The organism is Parafilimonas sp. (assembly GCF_047606085.1).
Classification (GTDB): domain Bacteria; phylum Bacteroidota; class Bacteroidia; order Chitinophagales; family Chitinophagaceae; genus Parafilimonas.
In genome coordinates this window covers 75,829-100,513 of record NZ_JASGEX010000120.1, presented here as the reverse complement: position 1 = coordinate 100,513, position 24,685 = coordinate 75,829, and the positions used below count along the sequence as shown (strand labels likewise).

Annotated in this window: 21 protein-coding genes; 12 read left to right on the top strand and 9 right to left on the bottom strand. The window is 42.8% G+C overall.

Translation table 11 applies throughout. The features are described 5' to 3' along the window. Positions 1-84 precede the first annotated feature (84 nt). Both QM629_RS10810 and QM629_RS10805 read right to left on the bottom strand, forming a co-directional pair. Positions 85-984 (bottom strand): helix-turn-helix domain-containing protein, encoded by a 900-nt coding sequence (locus QM629_RS10810; RefSeq protein ID WP_415159881.1) that lies wholly within the window; start codon positions 982-984, stop codon positions 85-87. Between the two features lie 40 nt (positions 985-1,024). Continuing rightward, positions 1,025-2,266, bottom strand: coding sequence for a TCR/Tet family MFS transporter (locus tag QM629_RS10805; RefSeq protein ID WP_415159880.1), 1,242 nt, complete (start codon positions 2,264-2,266; stop codon positions 1,025-1,027). A gap of 149 nt (positions 2,267-2,415) precedes the next feature. On the opposite strand from QM629_RS10805, the gene QM629_RS10800 reads away from it, so the two are divergent. Further along, complete coding sequence (locus tag QM629_RS10800; protein ID WP_415159879.1) at positions 2,416-3,204, top strand: SDR family oxidoreductase; 789 nt, start codon at positions 2,416-2,418, stop codon at positions 3,202-3,204. Between the two features lie 304 nt (positions 3,205-3,508). Here QM629_RS10800 and QM629_RS10795 read toward each other — a convergent pair whose 3' ends face one another. After that, on the bottom strand, positions 3,509-4,273 hold the full coding sequence (locus QM629_RS10795; protein WP_415159878.1) for an SDR family oxidoreductase: 765 nt from the start codon (positions 4,271-4,273) through the stop codon (positions 3,509-3,511). A 251-nt stretch (positions 4,274-4,524) separates the two neighbouring features. Between QM629_RS10795 and QM629_RS10790 the strand changes: the two genes are divergently transcribed. Further along, a complete protein-coding gene (locus QM629_RS10790; protein WP_415159877.1) occupies positions 4,525-5,778 on the top strand; it encodes a hypothetical protein in 1,254 nt (417 codons plus the stop codon). 30 nt (positions 5,779-5,808) lie between these two features. On the opposite strand, the gene QM629_RS10785 is transcribed toward QM629_RS10790, so the two are convergent. Then, the gene (locus tag QM629_RS10785; RefSeq protein ID WP_415159876.1) at positions 5,809-6,819 is read right to left on the bottom strand and encodes a zinc-binding alcohol dehydrogenase family protein; all 1,011 of its coding nucleotides are present in this window, start codon (positions 6,817-6,819) and stop codon (positions 5,809-5,811) included. Positions 6,820-7,023: 204 nt separating this feature from the next. Here QM629_RS10785 and QM629_RS10780 point away from each other — a divergent pair, with 204 nt between their 5' ends. Continuing rightward, positions 7,024-7,374 carry an L-rhamnose mutarotase gene (locus tag QM629_RS10780; protein WP_415159875.1) on the top strand — a complete coding sequence of 117 codons (351 nt, stop codon included), beginning with the start codon at positions 7,024-7,026 and terminating at the stop codon, positions 7,372-7,374. Between the two features lie 169 nt (positions 7,375-7,543). Here the strand turns inward: QM629_RS10780 and QM629_RS10775 are convergent, their stop codons facing one another. Continuing rightward, on the bottom strand, positions 7,544-8,992 hold the full coding sequence (locus QM629_RS10775; RefSeq protein WP_415159874.1) for an alpha-L-fucosidase: 1,449 nt from the start codon (positions 8,990-8,992) through the stop codon (positions 7,544-7,546). A 158-nt stretch (positions 8,993-9,150) separates the two neighbouring features. Here QM629_RS10775 and QM629_RS10770 point away from each other — a divergent pair, with 158 nt between their 5' ends. The 7 genes from QM629_RS10770 to QM629_RS10740 all read left to right on the top strand — a co-directional run bounded on the left by QM629_RS10770 (position 9,151) and on the right by QM629_RS10740 (position 14,645). Continuing rightward, positions 9,151-10,401, top strand: coding sequence for a proline dehydrogenase family protein (locus tag QM629_RS10770; RefSeq protein ID WP_415159873.1), 1,251 nt, complete (start codon positions 9,151-9,153; stop codon positions 10,399-10,401). A 102-nt stretch (positions 10,402-10,503) separates the two neighbouring features. Continuing rightward, positions 10,504-11,151 (top strand): hypothetical protein, encoded by a 648-nt coding sequence (locus QM629_RS10765; protein WP_415159872.1) that lies wholly within the window; start codon positions 10,504-10,506, stop codon positions 11,149-11,151. Positions 11,152-11,162: 11 nt separating this feature from the next. Further along, positions 11,163-11,462, top strand: a complete 300-nt coding sequence (locus QM629_RS10760) for a winged helix-turn-helix domain-containing protein (RefSeq protein WP_415159871.1) — start codon at positions 11,163-11,165, stop codon at positions 11,460-11,462. A 43-nt stretch (positions 11,463-11,505) separates the two neighbouring features. Beyond that, positions 11,506-13,293, top strand: a complete 1,788-nt coding sequence (gene creD / locus QM629_RS10755) for a cell envelope integrity protein CreD (RefSeq protein WP_415159870.1) — start codon at positions 11,506-11,508, stop codon at positions 13,291-13,293. 98 nt (positions 13,294-13,391) lie between these two features. Continuing rightward, positions 13,392-13,553 carry a hypothetical protein gene (locus QM629_RS10750; protein WP_415159869.1) on the top strand — a complete coding sequence of 54 codons (162 nt, stop codon included), beginning with the start codon at positions 13,392-13,394 and terminating at the stop codon, positions 13,551-13,553. Positions 13,554-13,571: 18 nt separating this feature from the next. Further along, positions 13,572-13,958, top strand: a complete 387-nt coding sequence (locus QM629_RS10745) for a diacylglycerol kinase family protein (protein WP_415159868.1) — start codon at positions 13,572-13,574, stop codon at positions 13,956-13,958. Positions 13,959-13,988: 30 nt separating this feature from the next. After that, positions 13,989-14,645 carry a DUF1361 domain-containing protein gene (locus QM629_RS10740; protein ID WP_415159867.1) on the top strand — a complete coding sequence of 219 codons (657 nt, stop codon included), beginning with the start codon at positions 13,989-13,991 and terminating at the stop codon, positions 14,643-14,645. Positions 14,646-14,659: 14 nt separating this feature from the next. Here QM629_RS10740 and QM629_RS10735 read toward each other — a convergent pair whose 3' ends face one another. Further along, positions 14,660-18,088 carry a hypothetical protein gene (locus QM629_RS10735; protein WP_415159866.1) on the bottom strand — a complete coding sequence of 1,143 codons (3,429 nt, stop codon included), beginning with the start codon at positions 18,086-18,088 and terminating at the stop codon, positions 14,660-14,662. A gap of 57 nt (positions 18,089-18,145) precedes the next feature. On the opposite strand from QM629_RS10735, the gene QM629_RS10730 reads away from it, so the two are divergent. Continuing rightward, complete coding sequence (locus tag QM629_RS10730; protein ID WP_415159865.1) at positions 18,146-18,787, top strand: MBL fold metallo-hydrolase; 642 nt, start codon at positions 18,146-18,148, stop codon at positions 18,785-18,787. Here the strand turns inward: QM629_RS10730 and QM629_RS10725 are convergent. Together QM629_RS10725 and QM629_RS10720 are read right to left on the bottom strand one after the other, a co-directional pair. Then, complete coding sequence (locus QM629_RS10725) at positions 18,765-20,351, bottom strand: hypothetical protein (protein WP_415159864.1); 1,587 nt, start codon at positions 20,349-20,351, stop codon at positions 18,765-18,767. The genes QM629_RS10730 and QM629_RS10725 overlap by 23 nt on opposite strands. Before the next feature lie 194 nt (positions 20,352-20,545). After that, on the bottom strand, positions 20,546-20,836 hold the full coding sequence (locus tag QM629_RS10720; protein ID WP_415159863.1) for a hypothetical protein: 291 nt from the start codon (positions 20,834-20,836) through the stop codon (positions 20,546-20,548). Between the two features lie 690 nt (positions 20,837-21,526). Here QM629_RS10720 and murA point away from each other — a divergent pair. Further along, the gene (murA, locus tag QM629_RS10715) at positions 21,527-22,834 is read left to right on the top strand and encodes a UDP-N-acetylglucosamine 1-carboxyvinyltransferase (RefSeq protein WP_415159862.1); all 1,308 of its coding nucleotides are present in this window, start codon (positions 21,527-21,529) and stop codon (positions 22,832-22,834) included. 220 nt (positions 22,835-23,054) lie between these two features. Here murA and QM629_RS10710 read toward each other — a convergent pair whose 3' ends face one another. After that, a complete protein-coding gene (locus tag QM629_RS10710) occupies positions 23,055-24,602 on the bottom strand; it encodes a RagB/SusD family nutrient uptake outer membrane protein (protein WP_415159861.1) in 1,548 nt (515 codons plus the stop codon). Between the last annotated feature and the right edge of the window lie 83 nt (positions 24,603-24,685).

Below are 24,685 nucleotides of genomic sequence, written 5' to 3'. Positions count from 1 at the left end.
CAAACCAAAACTTAAGAAATTCAAACAATGTTTGCTTGGACTGGTTCAGTCTTAAAAGACTGAACCAGTCTATAATAAAATAACTCAATCAACAAGTGACTGCCTGTAAGCCTTAGGGTTTGTATTGGTTTGTTTTTTAAAGAAATTATTGAAGTAGGCAGGATAATCAAAACCAAGACTGTAGGCAATTTCAGAAATGTTCCAGTCGGTATGCCTTAATAAAGCTTTGGCCTCTGTAATAATGCGTTCACTTATGTGCGTGGTGGTGGTTTTGCCGGTAACTTCTTTTACAGCGCGGTTTAAATGGTTTACATGAACCGACAAATGCAGGGCATAATCGTTGGCTGTTTTGAATTTGAAATTATGTGCCGGCGAATCAATGGGGAACTGCCGTTCGAGTAATTCCATAAATAAAGAAGCTATGCGGGCCGATGCATTGCTGGGTCTGAAATAAGCATCTGCGGGATGCATTTTCATGGCTTCATGAATAATCAGATACACATAATTGCGCAGCAGGTCGTGCTTGAAAGTATAATCGGTTTCAATTTCATCCAGCATTTTTTCAAACAGGCTGCTTATAAATTTTTGCTGTGTTTCACTGATGAAGAACAATGGTTCACCACCAATTTTAAACATAGGTATATGCGCCAGTTCTTCATGCCGTATAAAATCTTCCTTAAACAAACAGAAGTAACCACTTTGTTCTTCAGAACTTGCTTCCCAGGCGTATGGCACATTCGGATTAGAAAACAACAAAGCTGGTTTGTTTATTTCAATGCCTTTTTCAGCATAATACAAAATACCGGTGCCGATGATGAGTGATATTTTATAATAATCACGACGGCTGTAGGCAGAATGCGATCTGCATAAATAATCTTCCCGCCTATATACGTTGAATAATGATGTAGTGTGTTTGTTACCATTCAGGTCGGTAACGGTAACGTCAGCAGCCCGGTTATTTTTAGTGATCGTTGTTGTACTCATTATGGCTAAATTAAGAAATTCAAGCAAACCTCCTATGTAATTAATTTCCCGAAGCCCTTTCCCCCGCCGGCTTTTTTTCGCGGTTTAAAACCAGCCATATAATAATAAGGCTGAACAGCATAAACAATGCGCCCAGCAAAAACGATACGCCCGGAAACTGAAACGGCGCTTTTGGGCTGGTGAAGAAAGTAAACAGGTTATTCATGAGCAATGGGCCAAGAACGGTGGTGAGGCTCATCAAACTGGTTAATGCGCCCTGCAGTTCGCCCTGTTGGTTAAGCGCTACATGCCCTGCCAATGTTGATTGCAATGCCGGGCCTGCAACGCCTCCCATGCAATAAGGAATGAGAATGGCAAACATCATCCAGGTAGAAGAAGCAAAAGCAAACAATAGCAGCCCGATGGTATATAGGAACAATCCCAGGTAAATGCTTTTTTTATCGCCAATCTTCGGGTTCAGCACGCGGGTAAGCCCCACCTGCACGCCACCTACCAGCACGCCTACTACGGCAAGGGAAACACCCACCAGCCCGGGCGTCCAGTTAAAACGATAGATCGTAAAAAAGCTCCAGTTGCCCTGCACAGCCTGTGCAGCCATGTAAATAAGAAAAAAACCAACGGCGAGCCCGCTGATGGCCGGCGTTTTCCTTAAAAACTGCAATGAACCAAAAGGATTGGCCTTCTTCCAGTCAAAAGGCCGGCGATGGTCTTCGCTTAATGATTCGGGTAAAACAAAAAAACCATATAAGGCATTTAATAAGCATAAAATGGCCGCAGCATAAAAAGGCGCCCTTAATCCCCACCCTGCCAGTAAACCGCCTAATGCAGGGCCGATAATAAAACCCATGCCAAATGCGGCGCCAATCATCCCAAAATTTTTGGCTCTTGTTTCCGGTGTGCTTACATCAGCAATATAGGCAGATGCTGTGGTAAAGCTGGCGCCTGTAATGCCGGCTATAACCCGCCCGAGAAATAACCAGCCAAAGGTGGGCGCCAGGGCAAGAATAATATAGTCAATGCCAAAGCCAAGCAATGATGAAAGGAGCACCGGCCTGCGGCCATAGCGGTCGCTTAAATTGCCTATAACGGGCGCAAATAAAAACTGTGCAACGGCATACGTAGATAATAACAGGCCACCGTAAGCGCTTGCTTCGTTAATGGTAATATTCTTAAGCGCTGCTATCAGCTTAGGCAATACAGGAATGATAAGGCCCCAGCCCATTGTATCAATGAGCAGGGTAATAAAGATAAACCCCACTGCTGCTTTTCGTTCGTTAGCCATTATGTTTTGCGTTTTGCAGCGCAAAGGTGTAAGAAAATTTTTAAGTAAATATATCCTGTGAACAAGATGCCTGTTGCCGGCATATAATTCTGTTCATTTTTTAATGAAATACTTTAATTTCTTTGCATAACGCAACAAATCATAACAAAATGAATCTTGATCTTACCGGAAAAACAGCATTGGTATGCGGCGCATCACAGGGCCTTGGCCTGGCATGCGCCACTGAAATTGCATTGCTTGGCGCCAACGTTATTGCCGTAAGCCGCAGCAAGGAAAAATTGCAGCAGGCTATACAAGACCTTGATACGTCAAAAGGCCAGCAGCATCGTTTTCTTGCACTTGACCTTTCCAATACAGAAGAAGTGATGCATTCCGTTTCTGAACTCCTTCAGGCAGTTGGCACTATTCATATCCTCGTAAATAATGCAGGCGGGCCGCCGCCCGGCCCCATGATTGACACAGATGCTGCTGACATTGAAAAGGCTTTTCGCACACATGTTATCAGCAGCCACATAATGGCGCAGCTTCTTGTTCCGGGCATGAAGGCCGCGGGTTTTGGGCGCATCGTAAATATTATTTCAACTTCTGTTAAGCAGCCGATAAACGGCCTGGGCATCTCCAATCTTGTGCGGGCTGCAGTTGCCAACTGGGCGAAGACCCTGGCCAATGAGATAGCAGGCTTTGGCATTACCATCAACAATGTTTTACCAGGCTTTACCAATACGCAAAGGCTGGATTCCCTTTTAAGTAAACAAGCGGCAGAGCAAGGATTGAACAAAGAAGACTTTATAAAGAAAACAGCAGCAGCCATACCCGCAGGCCGCATTGGCGAGCCATCTGAATTTGGCGCAGCAGTGGCTTTTTTATGTTCGCCCGCAGCCGCCTACATCAACGGTATTAACCTGCCGGTTGATGGGGGAAGAACAGGTTGCTTGTAGAATGAAAATTATATCAACATGAATTGTAATTGCCGCAGATTTTTATCAGTATGTCCTGTAAAAACAGGATCGGGCGATTGATAATGAAAGAGGAGAAATAAGATTTTTCCTGAAAGTAAATTTTCCTGCTGCAAATTTTAGATCATTGCCTAAAGCTAGATTGGCTCAGTCTTTTGAGACTGAGCCAATCTATGTGGAACCCGCAAATTCCATCGGCACGGCAAAGCCGGTCTGATGGCAGATTGGAAGCGTGTATGTACAGGCCTTTATTCTTTCGGTCAGACCGCTGCCGCGGGCCGACCGGTTACAGCATCATTCCGCCGGAAGCTTCAATGCGCTGGCCATTGATCCATCCTGCTTCTTCTGTGCACAGGAAGGCAACAATGCCACCAATATCTTCCGGCTCGCCTACACGCCCTAAAGCGGTAACACTTGCAATTTGTTGATTCACTTCTTTATTATCCCGCGTACGGCCGCCGCCAAAATCGGTGGCAATAGCGCCGGGCGCAACCACGTTTGCGGCGATCCGTCTTGAACCTAATTCTTTTGCCAGGTAACGTGTAAGCGTTTCTATAGCACTTTTCATAGAACCATAAGCGGATGAACCCGGGAATGAAAATCTTGCCAGCCCGGATGAAATATTGATAATGCGGCCGCCATCATTAATAAACGGCAATGCTTTTTGAGTAAGAAAAAATACGCCTTTGAAATGGATATTCATCACAGCATCAAACTGCTCTTCTGTTGTTTCAGCAAAAGGCGCATACAGGGCCGTTCCTGCATTATTGATAAGAAAATCAAAATTGGGGCCTCCTGTTTCCTTGTTTAAGTATGTTGTAAGTTCATTGAAGAAGCCATCAAACTGTTTTATATTGCTGGTATCTAACTGAAAAGCTGCTGCCTTTTGCCCAAGCGATTGAATGGCCGCCACCACTTTACCGGCTTCCTCTTTATTGCTGTTATAGGTTACTACAACGCCCATACCTTTTTTCGCAATATTAATCGCCATGTTTCTTCCAAGGCCACGGCTGCCGCCTGTTACCAAAGCCACTTTGTTTTTTGTGCTCATTATGCTTTAAAATTTTTATACAGCAAAGTTACTGTATGCTGTAAGGGAACTGTTTGCACACATCAATCCAATATTTGCAAAATTCAAATATACAAAATACAGGGTTGTCGCACAGAGAATACACGGAGATAACAGAGGTATTTGTTATTTCTCTGTTTACTCATTTGGCTCTGTGCGAAAAACCTAAGCCCGCACACGCTGTTAACAACTTTAAGAAAATTACTGCAACGCAGTAATGTAGTTTCGCTTTTATGAAGTATTGCTTTTTAATCGCTGCATTATTATTTTCCGGCGCTGCATTCACACAGCCTATGCAGGATGACACAGTATTCAGCAGGGTTACCACAAAAGATGCCAAGGCTGCCCGTTACCGGTATCTCGCAGACACGGCCATAAAACAATACCTGCTGGATCCGTTGAATGAGGATAATGAAGGCGAGTGGAATGATGCTTTATGGGCAATGGAATTACTGCAATATAAAGACGCCTTTACCAGGCAAAAACTTGCAATTGCCTGGAGTAAAGCTGCACAGCAATCCGATTATTTTCAGAAGAATTTACTGGAAACAACTTTCTCTTTGTACAAAACAGAATTTAAAACGCAGGCATTGCAGCTAATGCAGCAAACAAAATCAACTGGCATTTTTATACGCTGTGCGGAATATGTTTTAAGGGCAGATTCCCTGAAAGGGAAAACGATAGTGGCGGCGTTAATTAAACAAAAATTTCCTTACGATAACAGCACGGGCATGCAATTATTAAGAAACCGTGTTTATGCAGGCAGGCCACAGCCACGGCCGCCCATGTATGATATTTTCGACAGCAGCTTTCTGCCCGGACAAACCGTTATTTACAGCCTGCAGCGCAGTAACCGCGATTATGCCGGGCTGGTGCTCATCCGCAAACCGGATGGAACGTTTTTAAAGGATTCTGCCGGCAATTTTTTTCATACATCGCAACTGGCGAGGGCTATAACAGATTATCCTTTTTACATAACCAACGGCAATACGCCGCAGGGCATATTACGTTTTAACGGGTTTGACGTATCCAGGCTTTTATACATCGGGCCAACACAAAATCTGCAGTTACAGTTGCCTTTTGAAATAACCGCTTCTTCTTTTTTTGCTGACAGCAATTATATTGATTCTTCCTGGAGCATAGGTTTATATGCTTCCTTATTGCCGGCATCATGGAAGAACTATAACAGCATATATGAAAGCTTTTATGCAGGCCAGATTGGAAGAAGTGCTATCATTATGCATGGCACCACCATTGATCCGCAGTTTTATAAAGATCAAACTTATTACCCGCAAACGCCATCGCTGGGTTGCTTATGCAGTTACGAAGACTGGGATGAAGATGGTTACAGAACTGTAAGCAACCAGCAAAAAATTGTAAACGCGCTCAACAGCATCGGCAGCAGCGAAGGATATGTTGTTGTGATTGATTTAGACAATAAAAGATCAAATGTTGATATAAGCGAAGTACAGCCGATGCTGAAATAATAAATGGTCTGCATCCCGTAGCCACTCTGTTTAAAATACAATCACTGTTTTGCCAATAGCCTTTCCGCTTTCCTGCAAACGGTGCGCTTCTTTAAGATTTGATGCACCCAGCCCGTGAAGTGTTTTATTCAGTGTTGTTTTTAATGTGCCGTTATCAAACAGGGCCGCTGCTTTATTCAGGATGTTATGTTGTTCTGTCATATCAGTGGTTTGAAAAGTAGAACGTGTGAACATTGATTCCCAGCTAAAGCTTACACTTTTACCTTTCAGTTTGTTTAATGCAACCGGCGTTGCAGCGCCCGTGATGGATGCAATATGCCCCTGCGGTTTTACCAGTTCAGCCATGGCATCCCAATACAGGCTGGTATCGGCAAAGTCAATAATAAAATCAACATATTTAAACCCTGTATTGCGCACTTCACTTATAAGGTTTTTATGATTTACCACAACATCAGCGCCTTGCTGTTTGCACCATTCAACCGTTTCAGGGCGTGAGGCCGTTGCAATAACCTGCAGGCCGGCAATCTTCTTCGCAATCTGTATGGCTATGGAACCCACACCGCCTGCGCCGCCAATGATCAGGATTGTTTTGCCTTTATCTTTTTCATTAATGCGCATACGGTCAAACAGGGTTTCCCATGCAGTAAGCGTTGTAAGCGGCATGGCGGCAGCTTCTGCATCGTTCAGTTTCACTGGTTTATTACCAGCAATCCTTTCGTCTATCAATTGATATTCTGCATTGCTGCCAGGCTTATTAATATCGCCTGCATAATACACTTCATCGCCTTCTTTAAATAGGGTAACTGCACCACCGGCGGCTTCTACAATACCGGCAGCATCCCATCCAATGATCCTTGGCATATCAAGTACTGTATCTTTTGCACTGTTCTGCCTTATTTTATAATCAACGGGATTTACACTGATGGCTTTTATTTTTACCAGCAGGTCATGGCCTGAAGGCTCTGGCGCAGGTATTTCAAAATCAATAAAACTATCTGCCGCTTCCACAGGCAACGATGTCTTAAAACCTACTGCTTTCATGTTTCTATATTTTAAGAATGGCTGTAATATTAACCTGGTAATGCATTAGGCCCAAATATAATTGTTGGCATAACAGATCCCCACATCATTCAGCAATAAAGAAAAAAAGCGCTGCTGTACCGGGCAGTTGAAGCATTCACGATAACCATCTTTTGCTGATAAGCCAACCGGCTGTAACTTTCGCTTTAAAAAAAATAAAACAACATGCAAAAAAAGGTTCGGCGTTATGCTTCCATAACAGGGCTTAAAACAGAAGAGATCGCTTATTACAAAGAGTTGCATATAGCCGTTTGGCCCGGTGTGCTGAAGCAAATAAAAGCAAGCCATATTGAAAATTATTCTATTTACCTGAAAGAGATAGATGGCAAATATTTTCTGTTTAGTTATTTTGAATATACAGGCGATGATTTTGATGCAGATATGAAACGGATGGCGGAAGACCCGGAAACGCAACGCTGGTGGAAAGAAACAGACCCCATGCAAATACCATTAACGGATGCTGCAGCCAAAGGGCAGATATGGAGTTTTATGGAAGAGGTTTTTCATACGGATTAGCGATGAACTTTTTATAAAGAAAAACCGGCTTATCGCCAGGTTGATAAACCGGTTTTGTATCTCTTGTATTAGCTTCATCGGCGCGGCGCAGCCGGTCTGATGGATGTTGAAAAGCATGTATTCCTGTTCTTTAATTCTTGCCAGGCAGCTGTCGCGGGCCGGGCGGGCTTTACAGCGTTATTTTAAACGCTACCGCATATTTGCCAACTGTTTTATCCTGAAGGGAAGAAGGAATGCTTAACGTGGTTGCACCGCCTTCCGTTTTGAATTTAATCTTTTCCTTTGGCTCATCAAGCAATACGATCCGGCTCTTTTTATTCAATGCGATGCCTTGCAGGCTAATATTTGCAGGCAGCACAACCTCATCGGCTTTATCATCACTCAGCACATATACATAAACCGTTTTTTTATCTTTTGATTGCAGGTATAAAACAGGGCCGTCTTCATACGGCGCTAATGGTTTTGTAGCATACACCGCCTCGCCATGCACTTTCATCCAGGCGCCTATTTTTTTTAAGCGGCTGTATGCCGTATCGCTGTAATCGCCCAATGGGGAAGGCCCTATGTTTAATAATAAATTGCCGCCCCTTGACACAATGCGCAGCAATAAATGTATGATGGTATTGGCTGATTTATAATGATCATTCGGCACATAGCTCCATGAATTGCCCATGGTGATACAGCTTTCCCAGGGATAAGGCAATGGCTCTTTCGGAACAGTTTGTTCAGGCGTAAGATAATTTTCAAATTCGCCGCTCACCGTTCTGTCAACCACCATCAGTCCGGGCTGATAACTGCGCGCCATTTTAGCAATATGCGCCATATCAATATCCTGGTTGTACTGAATACCCCGCTGCCATTCAACTGTTTTGTCAACAGTTGACAAAGGCCTTACCCAGCCGCCATCCAGCCAAAGCACATCCACTTTTCCATAACCGGTCATCAGTTCCTGTATCTGGTTATACGTGTAGTCTTTAAATGCATTCCATCTGTCAGGATATTGTGCAGGATCATAATTCACATTCCTGTCTTTTGGCGGAAAGTAAGGCCACCAATAATCCGGCGAATGCCAGTCAGGCTTTGAAAAATAAGCGCCTGTCATAAAGCCGTCTTTACGAAAAGCTTCAAATATTTCTTTTGTTACATTGGCTTTCGGGTTTGAGGAAAATGGCGTTTTGGGCGAAGTGATCTTATAATCGGTTTGCTTTGTATCAAACATACAAAACCCATCATGATGTTTGGTGGTGAATATAACATACTTCATGCCTGCCTCTTTGGCTGCAGCCGCCCATTTATCAGGATTGAAATTAACCGGGTTGAATGTTGTTTGCAGGTTCTGATATGCTTTTACATAATCATAATAGCTTGCAGAATAGGGCCCGCGCCTTTGCGTCCAGCCTTCGTCTTCGGGGCAAATGCTCCAGCTTTCCACCACGCCCCACTGGCTGTATGTGCCCCAGTGCATGAAGAGGCCAAACTTCAGGTCCTGCCATGCCTCTATCTTTTTTTCCACCAGCGTGTCTGCCGGCTTTATATAGGTTGTGTTGAAATTATGCTCCTGTGCATGAACAGCCAATGCAAACAGTAACATACCAATAAGCGGGCATGATCTTCTCATAATTATAGTTTTTACAGCGTGAAATTATGACCGGCCCGGCTTAAAACGTAATATATCGTGTTATAATTTTAACGCTTGTATTTATACGCAGGCAGGCTTAATATTTTTTACTTAGTTCAGACTTGCCGATATTCGCAATATAGAACCGGTTCTTCATTATGCATCTTTCTTTCAACAATACAGAAACAGCATTTGCTTACAAATCCAATAAAGAATTACAGGCCAGCCGCTTTCTTTACGGAACTATGAATTATCCCTGGTTTTCTGCCGTTGGCGTAAGGGTTACGCCTTTTCTAATGAAAACCGGCCTGCCCCTGCATGGCATTATACGCAAAACCATATTTAAACAGTTTGTTGGCGGTGAAACGCTGGAACAAACAGCCGATGTTGCACAACGGTTGGGCGAATACGGCGTACAGGTAATTCTTGATTATGGCGTGGAAGCAAAGGAAGGCGAAGAAAATTTTGATCAGGCAAGGGATCAGTTTATCCATGTGATCAATTATGCAGCCACGCAGCCGAATATTCCTTATATAAGCGTAAAAATAACCGGCATTGCCAGGTTTGGGTTACTGGAAACAATGAACTCTGCGCCGCGTTTGCGCAGCGGCGTTCATGACCATGAAGAAGAAGATGCAGAATGGGAAAGGGTGCGGGAGCGCATGTATGATATTTGCGAGGTGGCTGCAGAAAAGAATATTGGTGTTCTGATTGATGCCGAAGAAAGCTGGATACAAGATCCTATTGACCGCCTCTCTGTGGAAATGATGGAGATATTCAACCGCGAAAAATGTATTGTATATAATACCATCCAGCTTTACCGGCACGACAGGCTTAGCTTCCTGAAAATGTACCACAGCATTGCAAAGCAGAGAGGGTTTATACTGGGTGTAAAAATTGTGCGCGGTGCCTACATGGAAAAAGAAAGGGCAAGAGCGCAGCAATACGGTTACCCTTCGCCTGTGCAGCAGGATAAATCTTTTACCGACGGCGATTACAATACAGCCGTTGAATATTGCATTGACAATATAAACGACATTGCTACCATCGTTGCCACGCATAACGAATACAGCAACCTGCGCGCTGCTGAACTGCTTGATGAAAAAGGCATTCCGCATAATCATAAGCATATACATTTTTCGCAGTTGTACGGCATGAGCGACAATATAACTTTCAACCTGGCCAATGCCGGTTATTCCGTAAGCAAGTATTTGCCGTTTGGGCCCATACGCGATGTAATACCGTATTTAATGCGCCGCGCCCAGGAGAACAGCAGCATTAACGGCCAAACCAGCCGGGAAGTAATTTTAATACGCACCGAATTAAGGCGGAGGGCAAAAGTGGCCAAAGCTGACAAACATGCTAAAATGAAACCTGCGCTCACAGCCGGCCACTCACTTAAAGCATAACAATTTTAGTTAATGCAGCATTATTTCCCCGCGCCCAAAAAATTATGCCTTTTTTTTGAAGAATAACCAATTCGCATTTACTTTGTATTTCAAAGTGCTTTTATGAATGAATCTGAAAAGCTTTCCAGCGACCTGCGGGATATAAAACAAATGATGGAACGCAGCAGCCGTTTTATAAGTTTAAGCGGCCTGAGCGGCATTTCAGCCGGTGCATGCGCTTTAATTGGCGCAACTGTTTCAGCAGGCATCATAGAAAGAAATAAACTGGCCGTACATAATTTAAAGATATCGCTTGCCGGCGCAGATTCAATTCTTTATGGAGATTTTTTGCACAGCCGCTTATTCCAGGTGGCAATGCTAACCTTTATAGCGGCGCTGGCATCAGCTTTCCTCTTTACCTATCAGCGCAGCAAAAAAACAAATACGCCTGTATGGGGCGTTACGGCAAAGCGGCTTATTATTAACGTAACAGTGCCTGTTATAACGGGCGGCTTTTTTTTATTGGCTTTAATTAATAACGGCGTATTCGGTTTTGTTGCACCCGGGTGTTTAATATTTTACGGGCTTGGCGTATTAAATGCCAGTAAATACACGCTTCCCGAAACAAGGTACCTTGCCTATAGTGAAATTTTATTAGGGCTTATAAATTTGTGTTTCATGGGATATGGTTTATATTTCTGGGCAGCAGGTTTTGGGCTGCTTCACATTATTTATGGCAGTTTTATGTGGTGGAAATATGAGCGAAACTGAAGAAGCAAAGCATGAAGAATCCGATAGAAAACTTAAATAAAACGTTTGACAGCCGCATACGGTTAGGCATAATGAGCGCGCTTATGGTAAATGCTTCCATCAACTTTAACGATCTGAAGCAACTGATAAACGTTACCGATGGCAACCTGGCCAGCCACATAAAAGCATTGGAAGAAAGCGGCTATATTAAAGTGCAGAAAGGCTTTATCGGCCGCAAAACAAATACGCTGTATTCGGCAACAAAATCTGGGAAAAAAGCTTTTCGCAGCCATTTGTATGCATTGGAACAAATGATTAAAAACATAGAATAAATTTTTTTATCAATATACTTTGCAGTTCAAAGTGCTTTTGAAAATGTATAATAAAATATCAGCTTCTTCCGTTGCGCTTACATTATGGCTGCATTCAGCATCAGCCTTATCTGTCGGTATATGTATGTATTCACTTTTCAGAAGTATTTCTTTCAGCCCGATAGTGCTGGTTGTATCAGCCGGCGGAAGCATCCCGGCCTTTCTTGTTTTGCTGATATTTTTACCGGTTATAAATAAAATCACCTGCCGCTATGCAAACAAGGTAACATTTTTAATTGCCTTATTCATTGCAATCGCAGTGGCGTATGGCATTTCCTGCAGCTTTATTATTGCCAATCCCTTTAGGGAATATGGTTCTTTTCTGTCTTTTTCCAAAATGACAGGTTTATGTTCCGCCTGTGTTTTCGCCGCTATTCTCATTGCTTTCCTTATTAACCAGAAACACATCAAACAATATTTCTCATCAAACAAAAACATATATACTATGCAAGAAAATCCTGTGCAGGCTGTTGCACATACCACCGGCAATCCGGTGGCTAATAAAACCTGGATAAAAGCGCTTGTTACTGCAGGCCTTATTTTGATAATGCTCATACCAACTGTATTTGTTTACAACCTTGTTGAAGAAAGACAGGCGCGGCAGGAGGAAGTAAAAAAAGAAGTAAGCAGCAAGTGGGCAGGGCAACAAAATATTACTTTCGCTTACCTGTATATGCCTTACAGCGCAACAATGCAATCAAACGGCAAAGCCATTGCAGAAGAAAAATCTTTTTTAATTCTTCCTGAAAACCTGGATGTGAACGGCACTGTTACAGCAGAACAGAGAAAGCGCTCCATTTACAGCGTGCTTTTGTACAACAGCGCCTTGCAGGTAAAAGGCAATTTCAGCATAACGGTTCCTGAAGGCATTGATGCATCTGCCATTGACTGGGCAAACTCAAAACTATGCTTTGGCATTTCCGATTTTAAAGGTGTTCAGCAAAAAATTACCGCGACCATTGATAATATTCCCTGCGACCTTTCTGCCGGTTTGCCCACAAATGAAATAGATACCACAGGCTTATCAGCTTCCATACATTTAACGGCAGAAAATTTGGGCAGGGATGTAAGCTTTGAGCTTCCTTTAAAAATTAAGGGCAGCGATCAATTGCATTTTGCGCCGCTGGCCGGCAATAGCCGGTTTAACATCACATCAAACTGGGACAGCCCTTCATTCGACGGCAACGTTTTACCGGCAGAACGAATACTTGACAATAAGGGGTTTGAAGCAAGCTGGAACTTTAATAAAGCCAATCTTCCCTTCAATACAGTTTTAAAAAACTTCAATTTTAGGAAGAATGATTACGCATTCGGCGTAAGCCTTTTGCAGCCTGCCGGCCAATATGCAAAAACAATGCGCTGCGTTAAGTATGCCCTTTTATTTATCGGCTTAACGTTCTCCCTTTTTTTTATTGTTGAAATAATGCAGCAGAAACCTTTCCATCCGGTGCAGTATGTATTGGTGGGCCTGGCGCTTGTTGTTTTTTATACATTGCTGTTATCAATAAGCGAATTCCTGCAGTTTGATTTTGCCTATTTCATTGCATCCGTTTCAACTGTTTTATTAATAACATTATATGCAAAAGGACATTTTAAAAGCTGGAAAACGGCTGGTGTTTTTGCGGCTTCCATTGGCTCTATCTACGGGTTCATATTCGTGCTGATAAGGCTGGAAGATACCGCCCTGCTTGCAGGAAGCATCGGCTTGTTCTGCATACTGGCGCTGGCCATGTACACAAGCCGGAAAATTAACTGGTATGGTAATACCACACCGGCAAATACAGCGCTGTAAAATTTTCGCGCCGGATTCAAAGCTTTTGTTAATATACTTTGAAAAACAAAGTGCTTTTAAATTATTGGCTATTTTTGATATTCATAACAAAAAGATACATGAACATGCTACCGGTTAAAATAGCGCTCCGCTCTATGCTTTCCTTGCCCGTGTTAAGAGAAGCTGGTTCACATTATATGCTTACACTGGGCATTATAGCCTATTTAGGAGTTCTTTGGATAGTGCTGAAAATTTTTCAATATAATAAAGTAGAAGACTAAGCAATAAAAGAAAGATTCATGACACAGAATTCCCGGGCCATTGTTTACAGGCAGGCATTAAATAAAACTTTCACCACAGCGCTGAATGGTATATGTTATTTTTTTAAAACAGAGCGCAATGGTAAAATTCAGGCGGTGGTTGCATTATTTACCATACTTGCTGCTTGCGCCCTGCACATTTCTGCTATTGAATGGGTGCTGGTTTTATTTTGCATTGCATCAGTAATTGCGCTGGAAATGGTAAATACGGCGCTTGAGCATTTGTGCAATCATGTTCATGAAGATTATCATCCTTCCATTAAAATCATAAAAGATGTTGCAGCCGGCGCCGTGCTGTTTGCATCCATCATAAGTGTAATTACAGGGCTGATCATTTTTATACCGAAAATATTGCCAATGCTATAATACATAGCCGGGCATTCATTAAAACATTTTATGAAACTAAAAAAATTAAGCGATACAAAGAGGCTCATTCTTATTTCACTGGGCTTTACTTTATCATTGCTTTTCGTTCGCGTGTTTTATACAGGTGAGCTGGCTTATTTCTTCTATCCCTGGAATTTATTCCTGGCAACAGTACCGCTTTTTTTCAGCAGTTTATTAAAAAGGCAAACAACGCTTAATTATAAAAGCATTTTATACTTTGTTCTATGGCTTTTGTTTCTGCCTAACGCTCCATACCTGGTAACAGATATTTTTCATTATGAACAAAGGCCGCCAGTGCCTGTGTGGTTTGACCTGGTGCTGGTGGTTTCCGGCGCCTGGAACGGTATTTTATTGTGCATGCTTTCGCTATTCAGTGTTGAAAAATTTATAAGAAAAGTGTGCAGCAGAAAATATGTGGATTGTATAATGCTTTCCATTCTTGCAGCCTGTGGTTATGGCATTTATATCGGGCGCTTTCTCCGGTTTAACAGTTGGGATGTTATAACAGACCCGGCAGGGCTTTTAAAGGCTTCCACACACCATATACATCATCCCGTTCAGAGCCTGAATGTTTGGCTGTTTACTTTTTTGTTCGCCTCGTTTCTCAGCATTGTTTATTTCACCATAAAAAAACTGCCGCAGGCTTTGCCGCCGCGGCAGTTTTAGTACTATTTTAAATACTAAAAATCAAATCCCAGAGAGAAATAAAACATCGGGCTTCCCCTGAATATGCCCCGCATTTCCCAGGCCACATCTGCCCTTAAGAAATAGCCCAGCAATGTGCTTCTGGCTCCAAACCCGTACCCGCCTGCAAACGGGCCTATACCGCCGGCTTTAACCCGTACTGTTAAAGGGCTGGTTCCCTGAAATTCCATAGACTCGCCCTCGTAAATCATTGTGGGGCGTTTTATATTGCTGAGGCCGCCGCTCCAGGCCGTGCCCAGGTCAATGAACTGCACTAACTGGAAATTTCTTAAGAAAGCATTGTTGATAGGGCTGTTAAAAAATGTGGAAAACACGGGCAATCTCAGTTCGCTGTTCAGCACAAGGTTGTTGCTTCCGTTGGCAACATTCTGTTCAAAGCCGCGCAGGTTCAGCGCCAAAGTTTGGAAAGCATAATTCACTGTGGGGTCAGCTGTATTTTTTTCATTGAATTTCGGGAAAACCCATCCGTCTGCTCCGCCGAGATAATAAATGAGCTTCGACTGGCCCAGTGAAAAATCGCCGGCGCCTCTTACGGCCCATATAAAATTCCTGTAAATCTTTACGTAGTTGCGTGCATCAAACCCAATATTCATTACGGTCTTCATGGTCTCCGAGCTCTTATTGGCGGGCAAAAAGAATTCGGTATATATCTTCCAGCGCAAGCCGTTCCATATATTCTCTGTTGGGTTTATCGTATTGTCATATACATATTCCAGCCTTGCCTGCACTGTATTTGAAACAGAATCTTTTTCTTTCAAAGCATCGGGATAGCTGTAGCTGCCAAGGTATAGCGGGCGTAAAATACCAATATCTTTTCTAAGCCCAACCGTCATGGCTAATCGTTTTGTTTCATCAAAAGGATAAGAAACATTAGCCTGGTAAATATTGGTAATAACCATGTTGTCTATATAATTCCTGTCAAGGCCGCTTGAATCAGTGCCTTTAAAAAAACCATTGTAGTTGGTAACATTGCTGCGATAATAAGTTAAGCCCCAGTCTATCCGCCTCCTGTAATTCTGGTAAGAAACAAATACATCTTTATCGGTTAAGGAAGTGCCCAGCCTGATGCCGCCGATGAGCTTTACATCTTCCATAATATCGCTTACGCCTACGCGGAAAGTGAAACTTACCGCATCGCTGTTGTTTAAATAGATCGGGCCTGTCTGATCATAACCGCCATAAGGCTGGTAACGGTTTATCAATATATTATTGGTAACACCGGCCAGTACGTAATCTGCTTCAAATTTTTTGCGGTAATCAAACAGCTTTGACTTTTCCAGGTAATTAATACGGGGAACAACGGGCTCACCTGAAGCAGCATCCGCTTTACCAGTAGCAGAAGAATCTTTTTTCTCATCTTCAAATTCATTCTGAAACTGGTTTTTATTTTCGGGCTGTGGCGCTTCCTCCACCTGCACGTTTGCAGCGCCTGCCAGTTTTTCGGCGGTTATCATCCTGCGTATATAATCCGTGGGCCTTGCATTTATATTGCGTTTGCGCAGCGCAATAGAATCAACGCGCAGCTTGTATAAAAATTTGTATTCGCCTTCCTGCCTCACTTCGCTTACCTGGTCGTTGTTGCCGGCTACCTTTGTTTCCTGCAGGCTGCTTTGATAATTGGTTATAGGAAAGGTGTAAGTGCTGTCCTGGTACACTTTAAAATAGCTAATGCTGTCCGGCCCGGCTTTTTGCCATGCATGCAGTGCTGAATCCATTTCTTTCGCGTCGGGATTGCGCAACACATCATCGCCAATATAATACAGGGTATCCAAACCGCCCGTTTGCGTGGTAAAGAAACCTGCCCACCGGTTGTTGATACCGTTTTCATCGCTTACAAACGTAAAATGATTCTGATTGTATTGCATAGGATAACGGGCGTCGCCATATTTCATATTGGTGAGCTGGGTTATTTGCCTGAACTCGCTGTTGTTATTAATATCAGCAAGGAAGATGTTGAAATGATTGCGGCTTGGCAACACGGTATCTGTATTGGGCGCATTTATGCCCGGCCTGTTGGAAGCGAAAATAATACCCAGCCTTCCCGGGAAGGCAACGAATGTGGGATCGAGATCGTCATACACATCGTTTGTTATCTGCTTTATTTTACCGTTATCAATCCTGTAGGTATAAATATCGCTGTGGCCATTATTAACGGCGCTTAATAAAAGTGTATTGGCATCGAAAATAAAGCCCGCATCCAGCACCTGGTTAAAACCTTCAATTTCTTGCTGAAAACGTTTAATGTTGGCAATCACATCATATACAAACATGTAGGTTTTGCCTTCTTTGGTGTAAATGCACAGCAGGCGTGAGCCTTTTCCATCCCAGGCCAGTATGGGCATATTTGGGTTCATGTCGCCCACTATGGTGCGCACACCATAATCCAGCAATGTTTTTTCTTCATAAAAATTATTGAAGTATTTAACTCTGTACTTGCCTTTTGTAAACTGCACTACGGCGTATGAATTATTTTTTGGGTTGGGATTGGCGGCAAAATGATAGAAATCGCTTTTGTACAGATCCTCCACTACAGCAAGTTTGCCGCGCGGGGCATTGCGGCGTTGCTTAATGTCTTCCACATAGCGCTGCTGCTCTTCTTCCATAAAGTCTGCCAGTACATATTTGAACTTCTTTTTAGCAATGCGTGTTGATGCAGCGTTTAAGCTTTTATACAGCCTTGCGAGGTATAAGAAGTAAGTAACATTCTGCGGTTTATACTTCCGGGCTATATAGTACCAGAATGCATGGCCTGCCAGCAGCGGCTTGTCAAAGGCAAACTGGTAAAAATTGTTGTAATCGCCGCTTAATATCACATTCTTTAATTCATCATCCCTTTCTATGCTCCAGTGTTCGGCTACATAATCCACATAGCCATCGGTTAACCATTTGGGCAGATCGAGCAAGGCCTGATTACTGGCAAACTCGCCCACAGAGGCGCCAAACAAAATATTATCGGTCAGTATCCTGGCAATGGCCTGCCTTACTTTAAGGCGGAATGTATTATGGTTGCCGTCAAAATACAGGGGGATTTTATTGTTCACAAGCGTTGTTAAGCCGCCGGCATTCTGCCAGTCAATACCAAGGCCAATATTACTGGTTTTGTAGTCGTCGTAATTGTTATAAATCACAATGGTTGCCCGGCGCTGCAAAGAGTAATCCACTTCGTTCTCTATAGAATCCAGTTCTTCTTCGGCAAGCTGCACTACAAATTTGGCAAGTTCCAGGCCGCCTTCATTATAGTAAATATTAAAATTGGGGCTTTGATAAAACTTCCACGAAAATTTTTTGTATTGAATCCTGTTCTTTCCAAATTCAACCGTATTAACCTGTGCTGAAAGAAAAATTGGCAAAAGCAGCAGCGATACACTTAATGCGAAACCGTTTCTTAACCCTTTATTTTGCATATCTATCTTTGAAATCTTAAAATTAGCATAATAACTTGTAAAGCATTTGCAAACAACATGATAAAAGTAGAGCATTTTACATTTAATCCCCTTGCTGAAAATACCTACGTTTTGAGCAACGAAAAACAGGAAGCACTTATTATTGATCCCGGCTGTTATTTTACAGAGGAAGAAAGAATACTTCAGCATTATATAATAACCAGAAAATTAAAACCGTTGCTGTTGCTGAATACACATTGTCATTTGGATCATGTTTTTGGCAATGACTGGGTATATAAAACATACGGGCTTGAACTGCATCTTCATGAAGGCGAGGTGATGGTGCTGCAAACAGCCCCGGCATCAGGCAACTTGTACGGGCTTGGGTTTACAAATTATAAAGGGCCATTGCATTTTTTAAAGGAAGATGATGAGATTGCTTTTGGAAATGATAAGCTCAAAGTTTTGCTCACGCCCGGCCATTCGCCTGCCAGTATTTGCTTTTGTTGCCAGGCGCAAAACTTTATTATTGGCGGCGATGTTTTATTCCGGGAAAGCATAGGCCGGTTTGACCTGCCGGGCGGCGGCGAGGAAACGCTTTACAAAAGCATAAGAGAAAAACTGTATGTTTTGCCGGATAAGACCATTGTTTACCCTGGCCATGGGGAGCCCACAACAATCGGCCATGAGAAAAAATTTAATCCATTTGTGCGGCCATAAAAGGTTTTGCCTGGCGATGGTGTTTACTTTGCAGGTATTTTGCATGAATAATTTCGCTCATGGGTTTCCGGTACACTTTACTTTCAATCCATGATATTACATCCAGGTACGAGAAGGCCCTTGTTTCAAAACGGTTTTTCTCAAGGTGCTTAATTCTTGATAAAAATATTTCCAGTTGCGGCTTCATTTGCCTGGTTGAAACCTTGAGGGAATTTCGTATAAACCGGAATATTTCTTCTTCCACCACAGATAAATTTTTCATCTTGGCCATAAACCGGTACACAGATCTTGTGAGCGATTCAATGATGGTATCATTGCCCAATTCATAATGCGCCATTAAATGCAGCAGCCGGGCATAACATTGCAGATCAATGCGCAGGTTACCGTGATCGTTAATAACACGCTGCAGGTAATCTATACAGGTATCATAATTGCCGCTGCCGAAATACAATACCGCAAATTTGTAATTAAAAACAAGAATGCGGTGCAGGTCAACATACGCAGCATATTCTTCCAGGCCGGCTTCTATGCCTGACACCAGTTCAAGCCCTTTGGAAAAAGTTCCGGATATTAAATGCCAGTTTATTTCTGCAGCGCTTATATAAATAAAGGTATGCACACGAAAATTATCGTGGGTGCTGGAGGATGGCGTGGCGGCAAACTTTTCAAAACGCCTGAGCATTTGCTGGAACATTTCATAATGACGGAGATTAAACAAGGCATTCAGCAGTGTATGCATGCCTTTAATATAATGGCCTGTTTCAACAGTAATCATTTCAGGCTCTTCATAAAACAGGTCAACCCATTTTTTGCTATAACGATAGTACATTAAAAAGTCCTGCCGTATGAAGGCGTACCAGCAATAGCTTTGATAGAGGTAGAGCCGTTCATAAAAATCTGTAATGCTGTCAATGTTAGGGGGAAGCATTTGTTTAAAGAAAGAGCGCACGCCTTTTTCATCTTCAATATTTCTTGCATAACCGTTTTGCACGTACCAGCGGTATAAAAGCAAGGCAAGGTTTGACAGCTTAATTACATTATTGATGTGCTCCCCAATATCCAAAGCTTCGTGCGCAAGTAATTCTGTTTTTTCAAGTGTGCTTCTTGTTATATGAAGCGTTTCAATTTTCTTTTCAAGCGATATTACCTGGGCCAGGAAATTATACTTATGGTTTGTTTTTGCCAGTTCTTTTGCTTTTTCGAGCATTTTAAAACTTTGAATCTTCAGGCCTTTATAATACAGCACCCTGGCATTGTCAAGCAATTCGCTTAACTGCAGATCAATATTTACGGTGGTTTTAAGAAGCCTTAAGCTTGCCAGCAATTGTTTGTATAAATGCGCTTTTAAATTGGCGAGCTGCGGCTTGGTAACAGGCTTTAAACGCTTCATTAAAAGCTTCTCGTCGTAATCATCCATTTTATCAAGCGCATCAAATAGCTGTATTATTTTAAGGTTCTCATTAGAGGAACTTCGTTTTATATATAACTTAAAATGCCGCTTTTCAGCCTTCTCGAGGCTTTTAACCAGCTGAAAAAGTGCATCTGTAAATCGGTTGGACATCATAATGAAAATTCTTATAAAACCCTTGTCCATCAAAGGTTTCAAGTTTTTTTTAACGCTTTTGCCGTAATCAAATTACACTAAATTTTGTTTTACCCGAAATAACCGGCGAATTAATTTCATACCGATTTAGTATTTCAAAGGCAAACAAGCGGTAGAGAAGCAATGAAAGAGGCCTGAAACTAAATCAAAAAAAATTATTCAAACTTTTTCATATGGCAAGCAATCGTTAGAGGCCAGTCCGTTTCTACGGAAGGGCCGTTTTTTTTGATGGCTGCTAAGGTAACTGATAGTTTTGGTTTTTTATTCTTCTTATATCTATTTCTTATATCTTTCTTTCCGGCAATTATTGTACCCGCAGTAAAAATACTATTAAAAACAGGTTGGGCATCATAATGTAAACTATCCTGAAATGCTTTACCAGCAAGGGTTTCAGCGGATTTATACTTGTTTTGCGATAAGCAAATAGCCTGAATCTTTGTTTTCACACAATAAACCGGGGGGCTAATTTTACACCGGTTTAGTAATAAAAAGGCAAGCAACCGTTAGAGAAGCAACCGAAGAGGCCTGAAAACTAAATTATAACAAAGGAATTTTTGAACTTTTTCATATGGCAAGCAATCGTTAGAGGCCAGTCCGTTTCCACGGAAGGGCCATTTTTTTTGGCGGGTGCTAAATTAACAGTTAATCTTATTACTCCAAATATTTTTTAATATTTTTTTATTGTATCCTTAAATAAGGCTTAACATGACTGTAAAAACAAGTTGGGCATCATAATACAAACGCTTCTGAAACGCTTTAGCAATAAGGGTTTTGGCCAATTCACACGCATTTTGCGGTAATCAAATTGTTTCAATCTTTGTTTTTGCCCAATAAACCGGCGGGCTAATTTTACACCAGTTTAGTAATAAAAAAGGCAGGCAACCGTTAGAGAAGCAACCGAAGGGGCCTGAAAACTAAATTATAACAAAGGAATTTTTGAACTTTTTCATATGGCAAGCAATCGTTAGAGGCCAGTCCGTTTCCACGGAAGGGCCATTTTTTTTGGCGTAAGCCAACTAACGGCTCATTTAATTGTGTTGCTTACCCCGCTTTTTTTTCCAAATATCAAAAATTCCCGGGAAGCAGAGTCGCTGAATTGAAGCAATTCACACTATCTTTCGCCTTCAACTACAATTATGTCAGCATTTGAAGTTATTGGAGGAAAAAGATTAAAAGGAGGCATTACGCCGCAGGGCGCAAAAAACGAAGCTTTGCAGGTTATTTCTGCTGTTTTACTTACTGCAGAAAAGGTAACGATAAAAAATGTTCCTGATATACTGGATGTAAACCGGCTGATTGAATTACTGCAATTGCTTAATGTAAAGGTGGAACGCCTTTCTAAAAACACTTATACTTTCCTGGCAGATGATGTAAACCCTGATTATTTCGGTACCAGCAATTTCAGGGACAAGAGCAGCAAAATGCGCGGTTCTGTTATGGTAGCAGGCCCCATGCTTGCCCGTTTTAAAAAAGCCTATATCCCAAAACCCGGTGGCGACAAAATTGGCCGCAGAAGGCTTGACACCCATATAATAGGGTTTGAAAAGCTGGGTGCAAAATTTGAATACGACGAAAAGCTGGATGAATTTGTATTAAAAGCGCCTGAGCTTACCGGTACGTATATGCTGCTGGATGAGCCCTCCGTAACCGGAACGGCAAATATTGTAATGGCCGCAGTTATGGCAAAAGGCACCACCACCATTTACCACGCAGCCTGTGAGCCCTACCTGCAGCAACTGTGCAAAATGCTTAACGGCATGGGTGCTAAAATAAAAGGTATTGGCAGTAATTTGCTGGAAATTGAAGGCGTTGAAAAATTACATGGCACTCAACATACCATGTTGCCGGATATGATTGAAGTAGGAAGTTTTATCGGGCTTGCCGCCATGACGCAGAGCGAGATAACCATTAAAAATGCAGGTATCAGGCACCTTGGCATGATACCCGATAAATTTCAGCAGCTTGGTATAAAGATGGATTTCCGCGGAGACGACATTTACATTCCGCAGCAGGATTTGTATGAAGTGCAGCGCTATTTTGACGGCAGCACTGTAACTTTTTCCGATCACCCGTGGCCGGGGCTTACACCCGATTTGCTGAGCATTATTCTCGTTACTGCCATTCATGCAAAAGGCAGCGTGCTGATACACCAGAAAATGTTTGAAAGCCGGTTGTTTTTTGTTGATAAGCTGATTGATATGGGCGCTCAAATAATCCTTTGCGATCCGCACAGAGCCATTGTATTAGGACTGGAAAGAAAGCAGCAGTTGCGTGGTGTAGTAATGTCAAGCCCTGATATTCGTGCTGGCGTTTCACTGCTGTTCACGGCTCTAAGCGCAAAAGGAAAAAGCGTTATACAAAATATAGAACAAATACATCGGGGATACCAGGATATCGAAGCACGTTTAAGAAGCCTGGGCGCTGACATAAAAACGGTACATTAACCTCGTGTTACCAAAAACAAGCTGCTAAAGCTTTCGTAAACCAGGCAGAGAAGAAAATAATAACGGCGGGCTATGATTTTAAAACCTGTCAGCTAAAGAGATTTGAATAACTGCATAAAAAATGTGCCACGAAAAGCAGGAGGAAGCCAATAATGCCACACATTAAAAAGCCCCGCAAAAAGCGAAGGCTTGTAATGTATTGTTTTAACGGAAACAAATTTTAGTAACCATCATTCTGCACCAGGTTAGGATTGGCGCCCATCTCAATCAGCGGAATGGGGTTTATCCAATGGTCTTCCGTGCAGTTTGAATAATCCATTTTGATGGCGCTGCTTTGCGTACCGTCGGCACAGGTGTAATAATATTCGCTGAGCGACTGCATAACGGTCGAGGCAACGCCGGCGCGCACCAATGCATCCCACCGGTCTGCCTCAAAAGCCATTTCCAGCCTTCTTTCATTCAAAATATAATCCCTCGCTTCTGCCTGTGTTATGCTGGTGCTGATGGCCTTTAAATTTACCCTTGCCCGTATAAGGTTTAATGTTTCAATCGCATCCTCCGTGCTGCCCAGTTCGTTCTGCGCTTCGGCCTTCAGCAGTATAATGTCGGCCAGGCGCAGCAAATAATAGTGGTCGCCGCTGGCCCAGTCATCAGGATGCTTTTGTTTATAGTTGAAGGGAATGGGCGTGTCTTCGTCCTGGCAGGGGTTCCAGTTCTCGTCGGCCCAGCTTATCGGGTCGCCATTAGCATCCCTGTCCATAAAAATGATGCTGGCATTTTCGCGTATGGTATCTCCTTCCGCTTCGTACGCGCTCACCAGGTTTTTGGAAGGCACACAGTATTTCTGCCAGCCATCTTCAGGCGCCAGATACAATTCCACACCCCAGTTACCGGCGGTGGAGCTACCGCTTTCAAACGGCACTTCCAAAATGGATTCGTCATTAAAATAATGATCTCCATCAAATAACTCGGCAAAGCTGCCCTGCAGGGCATAACCGGCCGCGCTGTTGATCACTTCATTGCAATAATCCAGCACTTTGCTGTAATCGCGGTCGCTGCGCTGCGCCCACACCTTTGCCAGCAAAGCATTGACTGCGCCTTTGGTGGCGCGGCTTTTATTGGTGGCTGCCGTGTTGGCGGTGTATGTGTCGTCGGCAGCGCCGGAATAAGTATCGGGCAAATCGTCTGCGGCCGTTTGCAGGTCGGCCACAATCTGGTCATATACTTCCGTTTCCGTAGCCCTGGCCTTTCTTGTTACGGCAGGATCGGCCGTATTTGACTCCAGCTCCAATGGCACGCCGCCAAACAGTTTTACCAACTGATAATAATGAAAAGCCCTTAAAAAACTGGCTTCGCCAATTATCTGCTGGCGGCGCTCATCGGTAAGCGCCGTATCAGAAATGCCGCCTATTTTATTCAGCAAAATATTGCACCGGGCAATGCCATTGTACAAAGCCGTCCAGTTGGCATAATTGTGGGTATTGCTGGCAGGCAGGATAAAGCGGTCGTAATCGTAAAAAGTTTCTTCATTATAGCCGCCGGGATAAGCATTGTCTGACCGCACATCGCTCAGCATCACATTTTCCCACTGGTAATAGTCGCTTGAATAAAAAGTGTTATAGCAGCCCAGCAAGGCTTTCTCCGCATCATCGGCCGTGCTGTAGGCATTGCCTGTTGTTTCAGATGTTTTTGGCGTATCGTTCAAAAACTTATTGCAGCTGGTAAGCGTTAGTATGAATGCAGGTATATAGATGAGATATTGTTTCATTCGTACAAGTTTTATTTTTTAATGGTCTCATGAAACCTCGCTATGCACATTCCCTCCCGAAACTGGTTCGGGACAGGCTGTGT

Coding starts and splice junctions, on each gene's coding strand:
- QM629_RS10795 (WP_415159878.1), bottom strand. CDS start 4,273: ATGAGCACAAAAAACAAAGTGGCTTTGGTAACAGGCGGCAGCCGTGGC.
- QM629_RS10710 (WP_415159861.1), bottom strand. CDS start 24,602: ATGAAACAATATCTCATCTATATACCTGCATTCATACTAACGCTTACC.
- QM629_RS10805 (WP_415159880.1), bottom strand. CDS start 2,266: ATGGCTAACGAACGAAAAGCAGCAGTGGGGTTTATCTTTATTACCCTG.
- QM629_RS10735 (WP_415159866.1), bottom strand. CDS start 18,088: ATGCAAAATAAAGGGTTAAGAAACGGTTTCGCATTAAGTGTATCGCTG.
- QM629_RS10770 (WP_415159873.1), top strand. CDS start 9,151: ATGCATCTTTCTTTCAACAATACAGAAACAGCATTTGCTTACAAATCC.
- QM629_RS10780 (WP_415159875.1), top strand. CDS start 7,024: ATGCAAAAAAAGGTTCGGCGTTATGCTTCCATAACAGGGCTTAAAACA.
- QM629_RS10730 (WP_415159865.1), top strand. CDS start 18,146: ATGATAAAAGTAGAGCATTTTACATTTAATCCCCTTGCTGAAAATACC.
- QM629_RS10800 (WP_415159879.1), top strand. CDS start 2,416: ATGAATCTTGATCTTACCGGAAAAACAGCATTGGTATGCGGCGCATCA.
- QM629_RS10745 (WP_415159868.1), top strand. CDS start 13,572: ATGACACAGAATTCCCGGGCCATTGTTTACAGGCAGGCATTAAATAAA.
- QM629_RS10790 (WP_415159877.1), top strand. CDS start 4,525: ATGAAGTATTGCTTTTTAATCGCTGCATTATTATTTTCCGGCGCTGCA.
- QM629_RS10785 (WP_415159876.1), bottom strand. CDS start 6,819: ATGAAAGCAGTAGGTTTTAAGACATCGTTGCCTGTGGAAGCGGCAGAT.
- creD (WP_415159870.1), top strand. CDS start 11,506: ATGTATAATAAAATATCAGCTTCTTCCGTTGCGCTTACATTATGGCTG.
- QM629_RS10775 (WP_415159874.1), bottom strand. CDS start 8,992: ATGAGAAGATCATGCCCGCTTATTGGTATGTTACTGTTTGCATTGGCT.
- QM629_RS10740 (WP_415159867.1), top strand. CDS start 13,989: ATGAAACTAAAAAAATTAAGCGATACAAAGAGGCTCATTCTTATTTCA.
- QM629_RS10760 (WP_415159871.1), top strand. CDS start 11,163: ATGAAGAATCCGATAGAAAACTTAAATAAAACGTTTGACAGCCGCATA.
- QM629_RS10765 (WP_415159872.1), top strand. CDS start 10,504: ATGAATGAATCTGAAAAGCTTTCCAGCGACCTGCGGGATATAAAACAA.
- QM629_RS10810 (WP_415159881.1), bottom strand. CDS start 984: ATGAGTACAACAACGATCACTAAAAATAACCGGGCTGCTGACGTTACC.
- murA (WP_415159862.1), top strand. CDS start 21,527: ATGTCAGCATTTGAAGTTATTGGAGGAAAAAGATTAAAAGGAGGCATT.
- QM629_RS10725 (WP_415159864.1), bottom strand. CDS start 20,351: ATGATGTCCAACCGATTTACAGATGCACTTTTTCAGCTGGTTAAAAGC.
- QM629_RS10750 (WP_415159869.1), top strand. CDS start 13,392: ATGAACATGCTACCGGTTAAAATAGCGCTCCGCTCTATGCTTTCCTTG.